General features: G+C 71.7%; 12 protein-coding genes. 3 read left to right on the top strand and 9 right to left on the bottom strand.

Translation table 11 applies throughout. From position 1 onward, the window contains the following. Positions 1-239 precede the first annotated feature (239 nt). From E4N62_RS06805 to E4N62_RS06780, 6 genes are all read right to left on the bottom strand, one after another. Complete coding sequence (locus E4N62_RS06805; protein ID WP_230212813.1) at positions 240-1,790, bottom strand: RNA polymerase sigma factor; 1,551 nt, start codon at positions 1,788-1,790, stop codon at positions 240-242. A 590-nt stretch (positions 1,791-2,380) separates the two neighbouring features. Further along, positions 2,381-3,268 (bottom strand): FadR/GntR family transcriptional regulator, encoded by an 888-nt coding sequence (locus tag E4N62_RS06800; RefSeq protein WP_230212804.1) that lies wholly within the window; start codon positions 3,266-3,268, stop codon positions 2,381-2,383. A gap of 182 nt (positions 3,269-3,450) precedes the next feature. Further along, positions 3,451-5,586, bottom strand: coding sequence for an ATP-binding cassette domain-containing protein (locus E4N62_RS06795; RefSeq protein WP_230212801.1), 2,136 nt, complete (start codon positions 5,584-5,586; stop codon positions 3,451-3,453). 105 nt (positions 5,587-5,691) lie between these two features. Continuing rightward, entirely contained in the window at positions 5,692-6,450 is a 759-nt protein-coding gene (locus E4N62_RS06790; protein WP_005481548.1) for an NUDIX domain-containing protein, read from the bottom strand. 152 nt (positions 6,451-6,602) lie between these two features. Next, complete coding sequence (locus E4N62_RS06785) at positions 6,603-8,543, bottom strand: glycogen debranching N-terminal domain-containing protein (protein ID WP_230214045.1); 1,941 nt, start codon at positions 8,541-8,543, stop codon at positions 6,603-6,605. Positions 8,544-9,091: 548 nt separating this feature from the next. Then, positions 9,092-10,654, bottom strand: coding sequence for a DUF4192 domain-containing protein (locus E4N62_RS06780; protein ID WP_230212798.1), 1,563 nt, complete (start codon positions 10,652-10,654; stop codon positions 9,092-9,094). Positions 10,655-10,787: 133 nt separating this feature from the next. Between E4N62_RS06780 and E4N62_RS06775 the strand changes: the two genes are divergently transcribed. Together E4N62_RS06775 and E4N62_RS06770 are read left to right on the top strand one after the other, a co-directional pair. Next, on the top strand, positions 10,788-12,968 hold the full coding sequence (locus E4N62_RS06775; RefSeq protein WP_230212796.1) for a RecQ family ATP-dependent DNA helicase: 2,181 nt from the start codon (positions 10,788-10,790) through the stop codon (positions 12,966-12,968). A 257-nt stretch (positions 12,969-13,225) separates the two neighbouring features. Further along, positions 13,226-13,852, top strand: a complete 627-nt coding sequence (locus E4N62_RS06770; RefSeq protein ID WP_230212794.1) for a hypothetical protein — start codon at positions 13,226-13,228, stop codon at positions 13,850-13,852. A 327-nt stretch (positions 13,853-14,179) separates the two neighbouring features. Here E4N62_RS06770 and E4N62_RS06765 read toward each other — a convergent pair whose 3' ends face one another. The 3 genes from E4N62_RS06765 to E4N62_RS06755 form a co-directional block, all read right to left on the bottom strand. Further along, positions 14,180-14,785: a hypothetical protein gene (locus tag E4N62_RS06765; RefSeq protein ID WP_230212791.1), complete on the bottom strand. Its 606-nt coding sequence runs from the start codon at positions 14,783-14,785 to the stop codon at positions 14,180-14,182. A 68-nt stretch (positions 14,786-14,853) separates the two neighbouring features. Then, positions 14,854-15,555 carry a ribonuclease HII gene (locus E4N62_RS06760; RefSeq protein ID WP_184900137.1) on the bottom strand — a complete coding sequence of 234 codons (702 nt, stop codon included), beginning with the start codon at positions 15,553-15,555 and terminating at the stop codon, positions 14,854-14,856. A gap of 91 nt (positions 15,556-15,646) precedes the next feature. Beyond that, the gene (locus E4N62_RS06755; RefSeq protein ID WP_230212789.1) at positions 15,647-16,261 is read right to left on the bottom strand and encodes a TetR/AcrR family transcriptional regulator; all 615 of its coding nucleotides are present in this window, start codon (positions 16,259-16,261) and stop codon (positions 15,647-15,649) included. Between the two features lie 177 nt (positions 16,262-16,438). On the opposite strand from E4N62_RS06755, the gene E4N62_RS06750 reads away from it, so the two are divergent. After that, the gene (locus E4N62_RS06750) at positions 16,439-17,983 is read left to right on the top strand and encodes an MFS transporter (protein WP_230212787.1); all 1,545 of its coding nucleotides are present in this window, start codon (positions 16,439-16,441) and stop codon (positions 17,981-17,983) included. The last annotated feature ends 46 nt before the right edge of the window (positions 17,984-18,029 follow it).

The following is an 18,029-nucleotide window of genomic DNA, read 5'->3' as shown; positions in this document are numbered from 1 at the left end:
CCCACGTCCGGCGAATCCCCAGGTGAGCGACCCAGTTCGAGACACCGTTCGAGACCGAAAGAAAAAGAACAAGCCTAGGGGGTGTTTCGAAAGTCCCGCACAGCACCCACGGCGCCCGGCACGCACTCTCGCCGCACCGGCCGAAACCCCAAGTACGTCCAGTACGAGGGCTTTCGTCCGGCACGCCGAGAGCACGCACCGGACACCGCGGGCACCGCACAGGACTTTCGAAACACCCCCTAGTCGAGGTAGTCGCGCAGCACCTGCGAGCGGGACGGGTGACGCAGCTTCGACATCGTCTTGGACTCGATCTGGCGGATCCGCTCACGCGTCACGCCGTAGACCTTGCCGATCTCGTCGAGGGTCTTCGGCTGACCGTCGGTGAGGCCGAAGCGCATGGAGACGACGCCCGCCTCGCGCTCGGACAGGGTGTCCAGCACCGAGTGGAGCTGCTCCTGCAGAAGCGTGAAGCTGACCGCGTCGGCCGGGACGACGGCCTCGGAGTCCTCGATGAGGTCACCGAACTCGCTGTCGCCGTCCTCGCCCAGCGGGGTGTGCAGGGAGATGGGCTCGCGGCCGTACTTCTGGACCTCGATGACCTTCTCCGGGGTCATGTCGAGTTCCTTGGCCAGCTCCTCCGGGGTGGGCTCGCGGCCCAGGTCCTGGAGCATCTGACGCTGCACACGCGCCAGCTTGTTGATGACCTCGACCATGTGCACCGGGATACGGATGGTGCGGGCCTGGTCGGCCATGGCGCGGGTGATCGCCTGACGGATCCACCAGGTGGCGTACGTGGAGAACTTGTAGCCCTTGGTGTAGTCGAACTTCTCGACCGCGCGGATCAGACCGAGGTTGCCTTCCTGGATCAGGTCCAGGAAGAGCATGCCGCGGCCGGTGTAGCGCTTGGCCAGGGAGACCACCAGACGGAGGTTGGCCTCCAGGAGGTGGTTCTTGGCGCGGCGGCCGTCCTCGGCGATGATCTCCAGCTCACGCTTGAGCTTGGGGGCGAGCTTGTCGGCGTTGGCCAGCTTGTCCTCGGCGAACAGACCGGCCTCGATACGCTTGGCGAGCTCGACCTCCTGCTCGGCGTTGAGCAGCGGGACCTTACCGATCTGCTTGAGGTAGTCCTTGACCGGGTCGGCGGTGGCACCGGCGGCCGCGACCTGCTGGGCGGGCGCGTCGTCCTCGTCCTCGTCGGACAGGACGAAGCCGGCGCTCTCGGTGCCCTCGGGCTCCTCGCCCGGCTTGGCGCCCGGGGTCTCCTCCAGGACCTCTTCGTCGATCAGCTCGACGTCGTCCTTCTTTGCGGTGGTCTTCTTGGCCGCCGTCTTCTTGGCGGCGACGGTCTTCTTGGCGGGGGCCGCCTTCTTGGCGACCGCCTTCTTGGCGGCGGCCTTCTTGGCGGGTGCGGCGTCCTCGGCGGAGGCATCGGCCGCAGGCACCGCGGGGGCGGCTGTCGCGGTGGCCTTCTTGGTGGTCACCGTCTTCGCCGCGACCGTCTTGGTGGCGGTGCGCTTGGCCGGACTCTTCGCTGCGACGCTCTTTCGGGTGCGCTTGGGCTCCGCGGCACTGACCATCAGCGTCACACCCTCTTCCTCGAGGATCTGGTTGAGGCTGCGCAGTACGTTCTTCCACTGAGTGGCCGGAATCTGGTCAGCTTCGAAGGCCCGACGCACATCGTCGCCGGCGATCTGCCCCTCAGCCTTTCCCCGCTCAATGAGCGCCATGACAGAGACGGACTCGGCGATCTCCGGCGGGAGCGTACGGGATGTGCTGGCCGACACGAACAACCTCTCGGAACGTTGGAAAACGGCTTCCGGCCCCGTCCACTGCGGACAGGAGCCGACCACCGGCTTGGGAGTGGGCCGACGGTGCGGGCGGGGGCCGGGAAGAGGCACAGCGCCGTGAACGGCGTCCGTATTCCCTCCGCGGCTGTCACCTCTTAGGTCATCGCGCTGTTCCCACGAGCGTTACGCCCAATCTGCGTGGCCCGAGTCACACCCCGTAAGCACTCAAAAGCGGTCAGACACTGCCAGAGGTAATCGATCAAGGCCACAATCGGTTCTATTCAGACAGGTACCCGAACGATTCCCGAATGAACTCCTCAATGTGGATCACCGCCCTCGGCGGGATCCGCGGGCCCCTACGGGAACACCCGTCGCGCCGGGCCACACCGCTCCCGGCCGACCCACCGCCCGGCCACGACGAGACGAGGCGCCCCGGCACGACGGGCCGCCTCATGGCTCCGGCGTCGCGCCGCCGGACCCGCCGAATCCCAGGGGGATCCGATGGGGCCCGGCGGCACGGTCCGCCGGTGGAACGACGCCCCGGAGGGGAACTACACCCCGACCGCGGCGCCCTTGTCCCGCTCCGGGCGCCGTCAGTGCTCGCGCGGCGCGGGCACCACACGCTCCACCTCGGGGTGGACGGTGAGCAGTTGCCGCATGGCCCCCTCGGCCGCCCCTCCGTCGCCTGCGGCGAGCGCGTCGACGATGCGGCCGTGGTGCGCCAGCGTCGACTCGGTCGGCCGGTCGCATCCGGTGACCGGCCCGCCGGAGACCTGGAGGGCGGCGGAGACGATCCCGGAGAGGTGCTCCAGCATGCGGTTGCCCGCGACCTGGATGAGCAGCGAGTGGAACTCGGCGTCCGCGCGCGAGAAGGTCAGCGGGTCGCCCTGGGCCATGGCATGGCCCATGAGCTCGACCATGTCCCCGAGGCGCTGCTGGACGTCGTCGCGACCGTGCCCGGCGGCGAGGCGCGCGGCGAGCGGCTCGATCGTCCAGCGCAGTTCACTGAGCTCGCGCCGCTGGTCGTCACGCTGCGGACCGAAGGCCCGCCACTCGATGATGTCCGGGTCGAGCAGGTTCCAGTCGCTGACGGGGCGGACGCGCGTGCCGACGTTCGGCCGGGCGCTGACCAGGCCCTTGGCCTCCAGGACGCGCAGGGATTCACGGACGACGGTGCGGGAGACCTCGAATCGCTGGCCGATCTCCTCGGGCACGAGCGGGCGATCCGCGCCCAGGTCCCCGGAGACGATCATCTGGCCGAGCTGCTGGACGAGTTGGCCGTGCAGTCCGCGGCCGCGACTCCCGGCGGCGCGTCGGCCCACGCGTCCCAGCTCGGGGTCCGCGCCGTCCCAGGCGGGGAGGCCCACGCGGTCGACACCGGGGCGCTCGGCGTAGGGGTAGCGGTCGAGTTCGCCCGGTCCGGCGAGGCCGGAGTCGGCGGAGCGGGCGGCGGTCATCATGGTGTGCGCAAGGGTACTCACGCATCCTTTGTCGGCTGCGTTCTCAACTCCCTTGAGGTCTTTGGTGAAAAGCACACGAAAGGGTGATCGCTCACCCCGTCGCAATTGACGCCTTATCGGAAAGAAATGGGCGTTCTACGAGGAGTTGCGTGCATTGCGTCGGCGGAAGAGCACGGACGGTGAGCACGAAAGGATGACGACGATCATCCGCGGACCCGCGCACGCAGGTTCGTGAGGACGTAGGCACCCAGCAAAACGGTCAGCGACAACAGCAGCGCCCCACCCACGGGTTGGACGACGGCCCGCGCCACCGCCTCCAGATAGCGCTCACCCCCGAACGGCCACTGCACCATCACGAGCTCGCGCAGCCGCATCGGAAACCCGATCGCACTGCGCACGGACGACCCCTCCAGCACCTTCTGCACCAGGGGTACGACGAGGAGGGGCACGGCGACCACGGCGGCGAGCCCCGCCGACGTGGACCGGAAGACCCCCGCCGCGAGCACCCCCGCCCAGGCGCATCCCACGACGAGCCCGACCCAACTCGCGCCGAGTGGCAGCCAGTCTGCGGGGACGGAGATGAGCTCCGGCCCGTAGACGAGGTAGAGCACTTCCAGGTCGCAGCCCACGGCGAGGACCGCCAGGAGCAGTGCGGTGCCCGCCGCCACGAGGAGTTTCGCGACCAGCAGTCCGAGGCGGCGCGGCACGGTGCCACGGTCCGCGGCCAGGGCGGGGTGGCGGAACTCGTCACCGAAGGCGATGGCCCCGAGCAGCCCCGCGCCGATGGCGGCGGGCGGCAGCGGCAGTTCCCGCGGCCACGCGGCCAGCAGTCGTGGCTGGGGGGTGTGCCCGACCCTGGCGAGGATCACCGCCACGAGGGCGGAGGTGACGAGCACGGCCGCGGCGGTGACGTACGTGGTGCTGACGCCGCCCGCCCGCCGCAGCTCGTACCGCAGCGGACGCAGCGGGCTCGGCGCCGACCGCACGGTGATGGGCGGCGGAAGCGCCGGCAGGGACGGCGACGGCGGCAGCGGGCCCGTCCCGGACAGGTGGTCGGGGGAGAGCGGCGCCGGGTCGGCATCGACGTCGGACGGGTGGGCAGGGTGGAACGGCGCCGAGTCGGCGTCGGACGGGTGGGCCGGGGAGAACGGCGCCGAGTCGACCTCGGACGGGTGGGCCTCGGACGGCGGCGCCGAGGGCAGTGGCGCGGGGTCGGAGGGATCGGCATCGGCATCGGTCGCGAGGGTGGTGCGGACGGCTCCGGGCTCGGCGTCGCCCTCCGCCGAGCCGTGGGCGAACGCCGGGGCTCGCGGCTCGGTCACGGTCGGGGGCGCGAACGCGCTCGTTCGAGGCCCCTCGGCGGCCATCCGGTGTGCCTCGAACCATCGGGCCTCCTCCGGGTCGGTCGCGCCGTCGGCCCACGCCTGAGCGTCCTCGACCGCCGCCGGTGGCATCGTCGGCACAGGACCCATGTCCCCTACCTCGTCCGCGAGTTGGTGCACGAGGATGCCGTGCCGAAACGCGGCCTCACCGACCTCCGCGCACGTACTGCCGTACACCGACAGCCGGTTGCCTCCCTCCGACACGATCTCCACGGAACGCCGTGCGGTGCGGGCCTCCTTGGTGAGCAGGGCCTCGAGTCGGGCGGCGTACGGGGTGCGGACGGCGACCCTGGGCCGCAGCCGGGTCCGGGAGAAGTCGGCGACCTCCTGGTCGGCGATGAGCCTCCCCTGTTCGAGGGTGAGGACCCGGTCGGCGTTCCGTGCGGCCTCCTTGGGGTCGCCGGTGGTGAACAGGACCGTGCCGCCCTGCTCCGCGTGCGCCCGCATGATCCCGTGCAGCCACCGGCCTTCACGGACCGCCAGCCCGTCGGCAGGCTCGTCCAGCACGAGGGTGTGCGGGTCGGACAGCAACGCGCAGGCCAGACCGAGGCGGCGGTCCATGCCCCGCGAGAGGGTGCCGAGCCGCGCCTCGCACAGACTGACCAGACCCACGACCTCCAGGACCTCGTCGGCCCGCCGCGTGGGCAGCCCCGCGGCCGCGCACAGCATGCGCAGATGCCCTCGGACCGTGCGGGCCGGGTGGCCCGGCACATCGCCGAGGAGCACCCCCACCTCACGCGAGGGGTGGGCGATGCGGTGCAGGGGGCGCCCCCTGAAGTAGGCGATGCCACGACCCTGTTGGAGTTCGAGCATGAGTCTCAGCGCTGTCGACTTGCCCACTCTGGGAGCCCCGAGGAGTGCGGTGACGCGACCGGAGTGCGCCTCGAAGGACACATCGTCGATGGCGGGCGGAAGCTCCTTGCGAGGATTGCTGGTCAATCCGATGGCCTGGATCACCCTAGGCAAGATAGCGCGGTATGTCCGTTTTTTCGGGCACCTCGAGGCGCACCGCACGGCCAAGACAGCCGAACGCGGCGGAGAGGACTCCGGTCACGCGCGTGCTCAGACCTCGGGGCGCAGCATCGGCGGGTTGAGGAGGGTGGCGCCGCCGGCCCGGAAGAGCTGGGCGGGACGGCCACCCTGCCGCGTGGTGGTGCCGCCGGTGGGCACGAGGAAGCCCGGCGTACCCGTCACCTTGCGATGGAAGTTGCGCGGATCGAGGGCCACTCCCCACACCGCCTCGTAGACACGCCGCAGCTCACCGACCGTGAACTCCGGCGGACAGAAGGCCGTGGCCAGCGAGGAGTACTCGATCTTGGAGCGAGCGCGCTCCACCCCGTCCGCGAGGATCTGCGCGTGATCGAAGGCCAAGGGCGCCACCGGCTCGCCGTCACGTCCGTAACCGCCCTGCTCCAACAGCTCCTCCACGGGTGCCCAGCGCGCACTGTTGGCGTCCCCACCCGGCCGGGGGGCGGGCAGGTCCGGGGCGAGGGCGAGATGGGCGACGCTGACGACCCTCATCCTCGGGTCGCGCTTCGGGTCACCGTAGGTCGCCAACTGCTCCAGGTGCGCGCCGTTGTCCTGCGCGGGCTCGGACGGTTCGTGGGCAGTCAGCCCGGTCTCCTCCGCGAGTTCCCTCGCCGCCGCCTGTGACAGATCCTCGTCCGGCCGGACGAAGCCACCGGGCAACGCCCACCGCCCCTGGAACGGCTGTTCGCCCCGCCGTACCGTCAGCGCGCAGAGCGCATGGCGACGGACGGTCAGCACGACCAGGTCCACTGTGACGGCGAAGGGCGGGTAGTCCGACGGGTCGTAGGGCATGCCGCGATCATAGTCGTCTGCCTGACGATAAACACTCCCTTCGCTGGTCACTTCCCCACTTGATCCACTTCTGTCCGTTACCGGTCTTCGCTGATCGGCCGCCCACCCCGTGCACCGCGCTCCGCCGGCCGTTCCCAGCTCGTCACAGGAGGTCACACTCCCAACTGCAGCCCGTCCGCCGCCTCCTCGACCATCGCGAGCCCCAGCCTGCTGACACGTACGGCGAAGGGTGCGCCCGCGACGCGCAGTCCCGTCATGCAGACCTCTCCCAGCGGCGCGCTGCGCACCGGCCGCAGGGTCACCGTCCCAGCGGGAGCGTCGGGCCGGATGCCGACGAGGGTGGTGAGCAGCAGCACGCCCGCGGCCGCCGCCGTCGCGGCCGGTCTGCAGGCGGCGGGGTGAGGCAGCGGAGCACTCCCCGCCGTCCGCTGCTCCCCCGCGTACATCTCGGGCAGCCGACGGCCGAAGCTCTCCGCCGCCGCCAGCACCCCCCGCAGAAGCGCGCTCGCCTCCTTCTCGTACCCGGCCGCCGCGAGCCCCGCGACCGCGATCGCCGTCTCCTGTACGCGCACGGCACCGCTGCGATGGCCGAAGGGGTTGTACCCCGCCTCCTTCGCCCCCAGGCTCCGCAGTCCCCACCCCGAGTCCATGGCGGGCCCTCCGAGCAGCCGCGCGAGCTGTTCGATCCGCACCTTGTCGAGAAGTCCCGGGGCCTGCTCCCCGGCACCGAGCAGGCCGGTGTCGAGGAGGTGGGCGGCACCGGCTCCCAGGTGCGGCACGACCCGCCCGTCCGGGGTGCGGGCGGCCGCGGGTCTTCCGCCGCCCCGGTCCTCGACCCAGAAATCCGCCGCGAACCGGGCCCGCAGGTCTGCGGCCCAGTCCCGCAGCTCGGCCCCGCCCGGTCGGCCGTAGGCGTCGAGGAGGTCGGCGCCCAGCAGCGCGGCGCGGTGGGCGTGCGCCTGGGTCTCGCAACGCAGCGGTCCCCCGGGGCGCGGGTCGGGCAGACAGACACCCCTTCCGGCGGCCCCCCGCAGCCACCGCAGGCAGCGCTCGGCCGCCGGCAACAGTTCCTCCGTCTCCTGCTCGGGGAGTCCCCATCTCCTGGCCTCCGCGAGGAGCACGGGGAACAGGAGGGTCGCCTCGGTGCCGGTGCAGCCCGGCGGCAGATGCGGGCCCGCGTCCCGCCGCGGGCCCGGGATCATGCCGGACTGTGCCTCCCGGCCCACGAGTTGGGTGCGGGCGAGGGTACGCAGTGTGCCCGCGGCGAGGCGGGTCCCGAGCGGCAGGGTCATCCTGGCAGCGACCAGCGCGTCGGCCGGGGCCATGCCGCAGCGCCAGGGCGCGCCCGCCGCCAGGTGTGCGTCCGAGGGATTCTTCGGATCGCGCAGCAGCAGGGCTTCGAGGTCCTCCAGGCAGGTGTGCAGCAAGGGCTGCGCCGTCGGGTCGTCGCCCGCCGCACCGGCCTGGGAAAGAGGGCTCGTGGCCCCGCGCCCCACCGGCCTGATGGGGCCCGCGCCGTTCGGGCGCACTCGCAGCTCCACGCTCCGTGTGCCGCCGGGCGGCAGCTCCAGCTCCCAGCGCAGCAGACCGGCGGAGGCCAGGGCGTCGGCCGGCGGCGGATGCGCGGTGACCGTGGAGTGCCCGTGCGCGCTCGACCAGCGGAGGCCGGAGTCGTACACACTCGCCGACAGTTCCGGGCCGGCTCTGCCGGAGGCGACGGCGCCCAGTTCAGCGAGATCCGTTCCCAGCGACACCTCGACGGGCAGGCGCAGTGGGCGGCGGGCCGTGCTGTGCAGGGTGATCCGCTCGGTGCCGTCCGCATGACGCGTGCGCTCGACCATGACGTCCGGGTCCGGTCCGGCCACGGTCGACATGCGCAGTGTCGCCATGAACCGGGCTCGGTCGGCGGAGAGCATCCGCGCCTGCACGGCGAGCGGTTCCCGTCCGGCCACCCTCACCTGGCAGCGGGAGAGCATGCGCCGTCCGGCACGGTAGAAGCCCTCCAGTCCTCGGCCGTTCAACTGGCCCTGCTCCGACGAGATCGCGAGGCCCGGCAGGGCGACACAGATCAGGGTCGTGTGGGCCGGTGGCAGCTCCGTGGGACGGCGGGGACCGGGGTGCGGCGCCTGCGAGGGCGACGGGCTTCCGGTGGCCGGGTGCGGCAGCCCGGTCGAGACGCCCGCCCCGGGCACGGCGGGCACCGGGCCGCTCCCGACCGCAGGACGCGAGCCTGGGACGCGGGGCAGCGGACTGCGTATGTCCGAAGGAACGCCCGTTCTCTCGCCACGGGCCCGGGCGGAGGGCTGGGTCGGCATGAGGAAGGACGGGACGTCGTCGGCATCGGACATGGAGGGCAGGGGCATGGGGTGGCTTCTTCTGTCTTCGGCGCGCGTGGGGTGCGCTCGGCACCAGGTGGGGAGCCGGAGAGGGACGGGGGGCGACGGCCGCGGGGCCAGGCCACGGGTACCGCCACTCAGGTGAACGGAGCGGCTCCGCTCCGGGTCACGCCCCTGGCCCGGGAAGCCGAGCGACCAGCGGGGTGGCGACATGACCGCGACGTACCTGAAGGACAGCAGCGCGCTCAGGCACACTCCGAACCAGAACAGCGCCACGCTCCACGCCCAGTGCCGCATCGGCGTGCTCACGTTTCCCCCTCCGTGGGCTGCCCACCACCGCGGCGGGCCCGCGCCCGAGCGCTCGCTCCGTCGGCCGTGCTGCCCGGTCGACGGCCTGCGGGTGCGTTGCCGATGGCGGAGCGCGATCGACGGGTTGGAGCGGCGCCGGGTGACCGCCGAACGGGGCGGCCGTCTGCGTTCCCTGCCAGGTGGGACCTGCGTCGGCGTCGAGGGCCGGTCGCGATGCAGGGTTCGGCCGAGGCCGACTGCGGGACCGGACGCTGCTCGGAAGGGCCCTCCTCACCGTTGGCACTGGCACTGGCACTGGCACTGGCACTGGCACTGGCAGGGTCAGGTGTCAGGTCGCGTCCCCTGCGTTCGGCGCGCAGGCAGCGGCGAACGGATTCGGGATCGAGGCCTTCGTTGCAGGCCTGGTGCAGGAGACGGGCGAAAAGGTAGTCGGGGTCTGCGGCGAGGGCCATGGCCAAGGCCTCGCGTGCCTCCAGTTCGTCCCCCGAGGACCAGGCGACCCAGCCCGCGAGCGTGAGCGGGGCGGCGGCGTGCTCGCCGTAGGGACCGACGCAGCGGCGGGCGAGGGCCCGCCAGAGCCGGAGAGCCGGGCCGGCTTCGTCGCCTTCCATCCATTCGGCGGCGCGGTCGCGGGTGGCACGGTCCTGGAGTCCGAGGATCAGCGTGGCCGCGTCCTCGTGGCCGACGAGTTCGTCGTCGTGCAGGTCCGCGTCCAGCGTGCCGGGCACGGCCGGAGCGGCGGTCAGTCGCCCGATGACGCGCTGTGCCACGGCGAGGGTCTCCTCGGCCACGTCCGCGCGGCTCTCCGCGTGCAGAATGCGAGGGACGAGCGCGGACTGCGCGGCGTCGAGGGCGGCCTCCTGCTGCAGCGTGGCAGCGGTCTCCCAGGGCAGCAGCCTGGCCCGCATCTCCTTCAGCGTGCCGCGCACCTGGAGGCCCGCGTAGGTCGCCGCGGCGGCCAGCACGGAGGTACCCGGCAGCCCCATCGGCTCTCCGTCGGAAGAACAGCATCCGTTGCCGGGGCAGCAGTAGGACCAGAAGCGGCCGTCCGAGATGCACAGGGCCTCGACCACCGGGACGTCCAGGGCGCCGCAGGCCCTGCGCAGCAGTTGGGCGAGGGGCCGCAGGCGTTCCATGACGTCGTGTGGCGACTCACCGCTCGCCGGGTCCTGGCAGAGGAAGGCGACCATGCTCTCCGGCCTGGCTCCTCGACGCTCACTTCCGGTCACCAGTCCATGGGCCAGCTGCTGGGCCACGGACGGCCAGTCGTCGGTCTGGGCCGGAATGCCCAGCCGTGCGCGTCCGCCGAAGCGTCCCCGTGCGTCCCGGTCGTGCAGAGCGACGAGGACGATGCTGTCTTCCGGTCGATATCCGAGGAGGTAGGGCAGGGCGTCGGCGAGTTCGGCCGGGGTGCGGAGGGTCACCTGCTGTCCGTCGGTGGGTCCGTTGGCCGTGCCGTGTCCCGGGTAGGCGGAGGGCTCGCTCCTGCGCCCGCATCCGTTCTGCCCACCGATGCCACTGTTGCCGGAGCTCCCGGCCGCTTCGCTGTGATTCGTCATGCGGTGACCATCTCGCGGATCTTGAGATTCCGCTTTGCCCTGTGGATAAGTCCGACCATGATCACGTCAGAAGCTGTCCACAGTTCGCCCCGCTCGTTCGCGCGATGTCCGAGGCATCGGGTTGCATGGGGCCATGAGCGACGAAGACCTGCCCTCCACGGACCGCCAAGATCTACGCACGGCCGCCGACACCGTGCTCGCCCGCCTCGTCGGCGCCCCCGCGGGCTCCGCGCGGCTGCGCGAGGACCAGTGGCACGCCATCGAGGCGCTCGTCGCCGAGCAGCGCAGAGCCCTGGTGGTGCAGCGCACGGGCTGGGGCAAGTCCGCGGTCTACTTCGTCGCGACCGCGCTCCTGCGCCAGCGGGGCGCGGGCCCCACCGTCATCGTCTCCCCGCTCCTCGCCCTCATGCGCAACCAGGTGGAGGCGGCCGCCCGCGCCGGCATCCACGCCCGGACCATCAACTCGTCGAACACAGAGGAGTGGGACACCATCCGCCAGGAGGTCACGGCGGGCGCGGTGGACGTGCTCCTGGTCAGCCCGGAGCGGCTCAACAACCCGGACTTCCGTGACCAGGTCCTGCCCGAGCTGGCCGCCGCGACCGGGTTGCTCGTGGTCGACGAGGCGCACTGCATCTCGGACTGGGGTCATGACTTCCGCCCCGACTACCGCCGGCTGCGCACCATGCTGGCCGATCTGCCGTCGGGTGTCCCCGTGCTGGCCACGACCGCGACGGCCAACGCGCGCGTGACGGCCGACGTGGCGGAGCAGCTGGGCACGGGCGGCGGCACGGACGCCTTGGTCCTGCGTGGGCCGCTGGACCGCGAGAGCCTGAGCCTCGGCGTGCTCGAACTGCCGGACGCCGCCCACCGGATGGCCTGGCTCGCCGACCACCTGGACGAGTTGCCGGGCTCCGGGATCATCTACACGCTCACCGTGGCCGCCGCCGAGGAGGTCACCGCGTTCCTCCGCCAGTGTGGGCACACCGTGACGTCGTACACCGGCAAGACGGAGAACGCCGACCGGCAGCAGGCCGAGGAGGACCTGCTCGCCAACCGGGTCAAGGCGCTGGTCGCCACCTCCGCCCTGGGGATGGGCTTCGACAAGCCCGACCTCGGCTTCGTGGTGCACCTCGGTTCACCGTCCTCCCCCATCGCCTACTACCAGCAGGTGGGCCGCGCGGGCCGGGGCGTCGAGCACGCCGAGGTGCTGCTGCTGCCCGGCAAGGAGGACCAGGCGATCTGGGAGTACTTCGCCTCGGTCGCCTTCCCTCCGGAGGAGCAGGTGCGGCGGACCCTGGACGTCCTGGCACACGCGGAGCGACCGCTCTCCCTGCCCGCTCTCGAGCCTCTGGTGGAACTGCGCCGCTCCCGGTTGGAGACGATGCTGAAGGTCCTCGACGTGGACGGCGCGGTCCGCCGCGTCCAGGGCGGTTGGGTCGCAACCGGCGTCCCCTGGACCTACGACACCGAGCGCTACGCGTGGGTCGCCAAGCAGCGCGCGGCCGAGCAGCAGGCGATGCGTGACTACGTGACGACGACGGGCTGCCGGATGGAGTTCCTGCGGCGGCAGTTGGACGACGAGGAGGCCGCGCCGTGCGGGCGCTGCGACACCTGCGCGAAGCCCCGGTTCGCGGAGACCGTCTCCTCGGCCGCGCTGGACGCGGCGCGCGGCGAGTTGGGGCGGGCCGGGGTCGAGGTGGAGCCCCGCAAGATGTGGCCGACCGGGCTGCCGGCGGTCGGCGTCAATCTGAAGGGACGCATTCCGGCCGGTGAACAGGCCGCTCCAGGACGAGCGTTGGGGCGGTTGTCTGACATCGGCTGGGGCAACCGACTGCGGCCGATGCTCGCCCCCCAGGCCCCGGACGGGCCGGTGCCGGACGACGTGGCGAAGGCGGTGGTGGCCGTACTGGCCGACTGGGCGAAGGGCCCCGGCGGCTGGGCCTCCGGCCAGGCGGACGCACCGCCCCGTCCGGTGGGTGTCGTCACCATGGCGTCCCGTACGCGGCCGCAGTTGATCGGTTCCCTCGGCGCGCGGATCGCCGAGATCGGCCGCCTGCCCCTGCTGGGCTCGGTGGCGTACACCGGCGCGGTCTCCCAGGTCACCCGGAGCAACAGCGCACAACGCCTCAAGGCGCTCGACGGGGCGCTGACCGTGCCCCCTGAACTGGCCGCCGCTCTCGCGGAGGCGGACGGGCCCGTGCTGCTGGTCGACGACGCCACGGAGACCGGCTGGACGCTCGCGGTCGCCACGCGCGTGCTCCGGCGCGCGGGCGCGCAGGGGGTGCTGCCGCTCGTTCTCGCCGTCCGGGGGTGACCGACCGTCAACCGCGCGTGAGCCCCGTGCCGCTTGGGCGTTGCGAACGCGTCCCATGCGCAGGGATATAAGCGGTGGATCACCACAAAACTGTCAGTGGCCCCAATTGCTCGTTGCCGCAACCAACTTCGCCAGGAAGAATTGGAGTCCGCTCCCCGTACGGCCCACTCGTTCATCGGTAGGGCTTCTGCTGCGGCGTGCGCTCCCCCAGTCCGACCCCCGCCCCGCTGTGTGGGCGCGTAGCCGAAGGGAGGATCGTGACCTTCGGATTCGCTCCGTCCTCGGCGGCCTCCGTGTCGACCTCTGCCGACCTCTCCGCCACTTCCGCCAACCGGTTGCTCGAGCCCGCGGAATGGGCCGCCGCCGGGATTCCGCTGCTGCGCAATCCCCGGGAGGTCGTCAGCGGGCTGCACGCGCGGCATCAGCCCCGGCCCGCGACGGCGGTCATCGCCGTCCTGGATCCGGACGAGCGGTTGATGGCGAGCGCCTCGTTCGTCCGGCGCCCGGCCCCGGCCGACGGGTGGATGTTCCGCAACGCCCTCCTCGCGCAGCTGCGCAGGGTCATTCCGCATGATCTGCGCCGGCGCACCCCGGTGCGTACGGCCGTGCTGCTCTACTGCCGTGACGGCGACGCGCGTTGGACAGAGGAGGACGGGGCGTGGATGTGGGGGCTGCGGGACGCCTGCACCCTGCACGGGCTGCGCTGCGGGGCGTACATCACGCTGACACGTGACGGCTGGCAGGTCCTCGGCGAGGGCCGGGGTGGCCGTCGACCGCACGCGGACTCACCGGCCGAGCCCTTCGCCACGGCCGTCGCGCCGCCGCCCATGCCCCGCACCGGTGGCGTCGCGTCGGAGGTACTGCGCCGAGCCGCGGCGCGCTGAGCCGCAGCCCCGGGTTGCTTCGGCACGCCCGGCCCGGACACCGCGAACGCCCGCCCCCACCCCGCGAAGCCACGGGGTGGGGCAGCCCGCCCTCGCCGCACGGCACGGCACCGCACCGCACCGCACCGACAAGCAGAGCCGCGGCAACGCGGCGGAACCGGCCGCCGACGTCCGACGCAGCGCCCCCCGGACACGCCGAAACACCCCGCAGGCACGCCGAAGCGCCCCGTCACGGGGTGTGGCCGCAGTGCCGCCCGGATCGTTCGCGGGCAGGCACGGCTCCCCGGCGGGCCCTCGCGGGCCGACCGGGGCCAGGTCCCCAGTCGCTCAGACTCCGGCGCCCAGCACCGAGTTGATCGTCTGCGGGTCGCCGCACACGATCAACAGGGCCCGGGCCCGGCCGAGGGCCTTGGGGAGCGCCTGGGCGGTGACGGCATCGGTTCCGCCGTTGACGGCGACCACGACGACCGGACGCGGCGCGGCCCGGTCGGTGGCCGAGGCATCGGCGTAGAAGACGTCGTCGCCCGCGTCGTGCTGCGCCCAGTAGGCGGCCTCGCCGAAGGAGAGCTCGTGGTCGGCCCACGGGTGCGACTCGCCGGTGGTGATCACCAGCACGTCACCGGGGGCGCGGCCCGACTCCAACAGCAGGTCGACGGCTTCCTCGGCGGCGTCCAGCGCGCCCTCGGTCGAGGCCGGGATCAGTTGGATCTGCGGGGTTGCGGCAGGGGCGGACGGCCCGGGCTTGGCCGCGGCGTGAGCCGCGCGCTGAGCCGGCACCGGCCGGGCAGGACCCGGACGACCAGGACGCGGCGGAGCCGCGGGACGGGGACCGGGTACGGGACGGGGGGTCGGCGCGACCCGGCCGCTGGCCGGAGTGGCACGCGGGCCCTGGGCACTCTCGTGAATCTGAGGCTCCTCGGGAATGAGAGGCATGAGCTGATATTTATCAAACGCTGGCGCGACTCGCGTCGGCGGGTGGCACATGAGTGCGAACGAATCCGTCAGAAATCGAAGCCGAGCTGACCCTCGATCTCCGGAACGCTTCCGTCCGCCCAGGTGCGGGCCTTCTTGAGGTGCCGCCACTGGGGCAGCGCATCAAGATACGCCCACGACAACCGGTGGTACGGGGTGGGGCCCCGCTCCGCCAGCGCGGCCTTGTGGACAGGCGACGGATACCCGGCGTTGGCCGCGAAACCGAAGTCTGCATGGTCGACACCCAGTTCGGCCATCATTTTGTCGCGCTGAACCTTGGCGATCACCGAGGCGGCCGCGACGGCGACACAGGACTGATCGCCCTTGATCACCGTCCGAACCCGCCAGGGTGACCCCAGGTAGTCGTGCTTGCCGTCGAGGATGACCGCGTCGGGCCGCACCGGAAGGGCCTCCAGGGCCCGCACGGCGGCCAGCCGCAGCGCGGCCGTCATACCCAGGTCGTCGATCTCCTCCGGAGAGGCGTGACCGAGGGCGTGCGAGGTGACCCACTTCAGCAGTTCCTCGGCGAGCGACTCGCGTCGCTTGATCGTCAGGAGCTTGGAGTCGGTGAGGCCCTCGGGTGGTCGACGTAGTCCGGTGACCGCCGCACAGACGGTGACTGGACCGGCCCAGGCTCCGCGCCCCACCTCGTCGACACCGGCGATGACCTTCGCTCCGGTCGTGGCACGCAGAGAGCGCTCGACGGTGTGGGTTGGTGGTTCGTACGGCATGGCGCCCTTAGCCTACGCCGCCCGCGCCCCCGCGCGACACCCAGGTTTCCCGGGGCAACCTGAGCCCCTTCGCCGAGTCCGCCCGGGCGCCTCACCGGCAGAGCAGCGGAACCATCAACTGGTCGATCATCTCCTCGATGTCCTGCTCACTCCATTCGCTCCCGCACATCTTCGAGCGGTACATCATCATGGCCGGAATCGCGTCGAAGACATAGCCGTTGGCCGCGTCGGGGCGTACCTCACCCCGCCTGATTCCACGCTCCACGACCTCGCGCAGCAGCTTGACCGTCGGCTCCACGACACCCTCGATGATCACACCATGGAAGCGTTCGGCCTGGATGGTGTCGCATTCGTGAATCACCGACCGCAGAGCGAACCCGGGACGCGAGAACATCGCCTCACGGGCCTGACGGCACAGCGCCAACAGATCCTCGCGCACGTTCCCGAGGTCGGGCGCCTCCTCGAAACGCGGCAGCCCGGCCTGCAGGGCGTCGGCGACGAGGTCCTCCTTGGAGGGCCAGCGACGATAGACCGCCGCCTTGCCCGTCTGGGCGCCCGCGGCGACCCCCTCCATGGTGAGGCCGCTCCAGCCGACCGTGCTGAGCTGCTCCAGCGCCGCGTCGAGGATGGCGCGCTCGAGCACGGCGCCGCGCCGACGCGGGGAGACCGTCGGGGCAGGAGCGGCCGTCCAGCGCGAAGTGACCATCTGTGTTTCTCCGTTGAGCCAGGGGGCGGGGATACCGAAAGCGGAAGCGGAAGCGGACGGACGACGAGCACCACGGCGGCGACTGCAATGAACGCTTGCGTTCACTAAGGGGGACTCATCACCGTGGACGCGCCAGTGAACGCGAGCGTTCACTAAGGCACTTGTGGGGGACCCATAGTGACAACCTCTCCGTTGACTCAGGATCAGAAGCCGGGAGCCGCCCGCCGGGAGGGGCGTCCCGGCATCGCGCTCACCGTCATCGCGGCCTGCCAACTCATGGTGGTACTCGACGCGACGATTGTGAACATCGCGCTCCCGCACATTCAAGACGCGCTCAAATTCAGCACCACCGACCTGACATGGGTGGTCAGCGCCTACACACTGACCTTCGGCGGTCTGCTCCTCCTGGGCGGCCGGGCCGGTGACATCCTCGGCCGCCGCCGGGTGTTCATGACCGGAATCCTCGTCTTCACCCTCGCCTCGCTGCTCGGCGGCCTCGCCCAGGAACCCTGGCAGCTGCTCGCGGCCCGCGCGCTGCAGGGCGTCGGTGGGGCGATCGCCTCGCCGACCTCGTTGGCGCTCATCACGACGACGTTCCCCGAAGGACCCGAACGGAACCGGGCGTTCGGCGTCTTCGCCGCGGTCTCCGCCGGTGGCGGCGCCATCGGCCTGCTCGCGGGCGGCATGCTCACCGAGTGGCTCGACTGGAGGTGGGTGCTGTTCGTCAACGTGCCCATCGGTGTGCTGATCGCCGTCCTCACCCCGATGTACATCAGCGAGTCCGAGCGGCACCCGGGACGGTTCGACATCGCGGGCGCGCTCACCTCGACCGCAGGTATGGCCTCGCTGGTCTACGGGTTCATCCGCGCGGCGGAGGACGGTTGGCGCGACGGCCTGACCATCGGTTCCTTCACGGCCGCGGTGGTCCTGCTGCTGTTCGGCCTGATCGAGAGGCGCGCCAAGGAGCCCATCACCCCGCTGCGGATGTTCACCGACCGCAATCGCTCGGGCACGTACGTGATCATGCTGAGCCTCGCGGCGGCGATGTTCGGGATGTTCTGCTTCATCGTGCTGTTCGTGCAGAACGTGCTGCGCTACACCCCGATCGAGGCCGGTCTGGTCTTCCTCCCGGTGACCGTCGCGATCGTCACCGGTGCCGGTCTGTCCCAGCGGTTCCTGCCGGTGCTCGGCCCCAAGCCGTTCATGGTGGTCGGCTCCACGCTCGTGGTGCTCGGTCTGACCTGGCAGACTTTCATCAGCCCCGACAGTTCCTACGTCGGTGGCGTGCTCGGTCCGATGGTGGTGTTCGGCTTCGGCATGGGCCTGAACTTCGTGACCCTCACCCTGACCGCGGTCTCGGGGGTGGCCCCGCACGAGGCGGGCGCGGCGTCCGGGCTGCTCAACGTCACGCAGCAGGTGGGCGGTTCGCTCGGCCTGTCCATCCTCACGACGGTCTTCGGTACGGCCAGCCGCGACGAGGCGGAGAAGCAGGTCCAGCTCTTCATGTCCCAGGCAACGGACGCGCAGAAGGCCGAGTTCGCAAAGACCCAACAGCTGCCGGCTCCCTGGAGCCACGAGGTGCTCTCGCAGGGCATCTCGACGGCTTTCGTACCCGCTGTCGCGATGGCCGTCCTCGCCCTGGCCACCGCCCTGGTGGTGATCAGGGTCCGCAAGAGCGACCTGGAAGCCCTCTCCGGCGCGGCCGGACCCACCGCCGGCTGACGGGACGGTCAAGGAAGCGGCCGCACACCAGCCGGATACGCACGGG

It is taken from the genome of Streptomyces sp. MNU76 (assembly GCF_020982545.1).
Taxonomy (GTDB): domain Bacteria; phylum Actinomycetota; class Actinomycetes; order Streptomycetales; family Streptomycetaceae; genus Streptomyces.
This window is presented reverse-complemented; position numbering and strand designations above follow the sequence as displayed.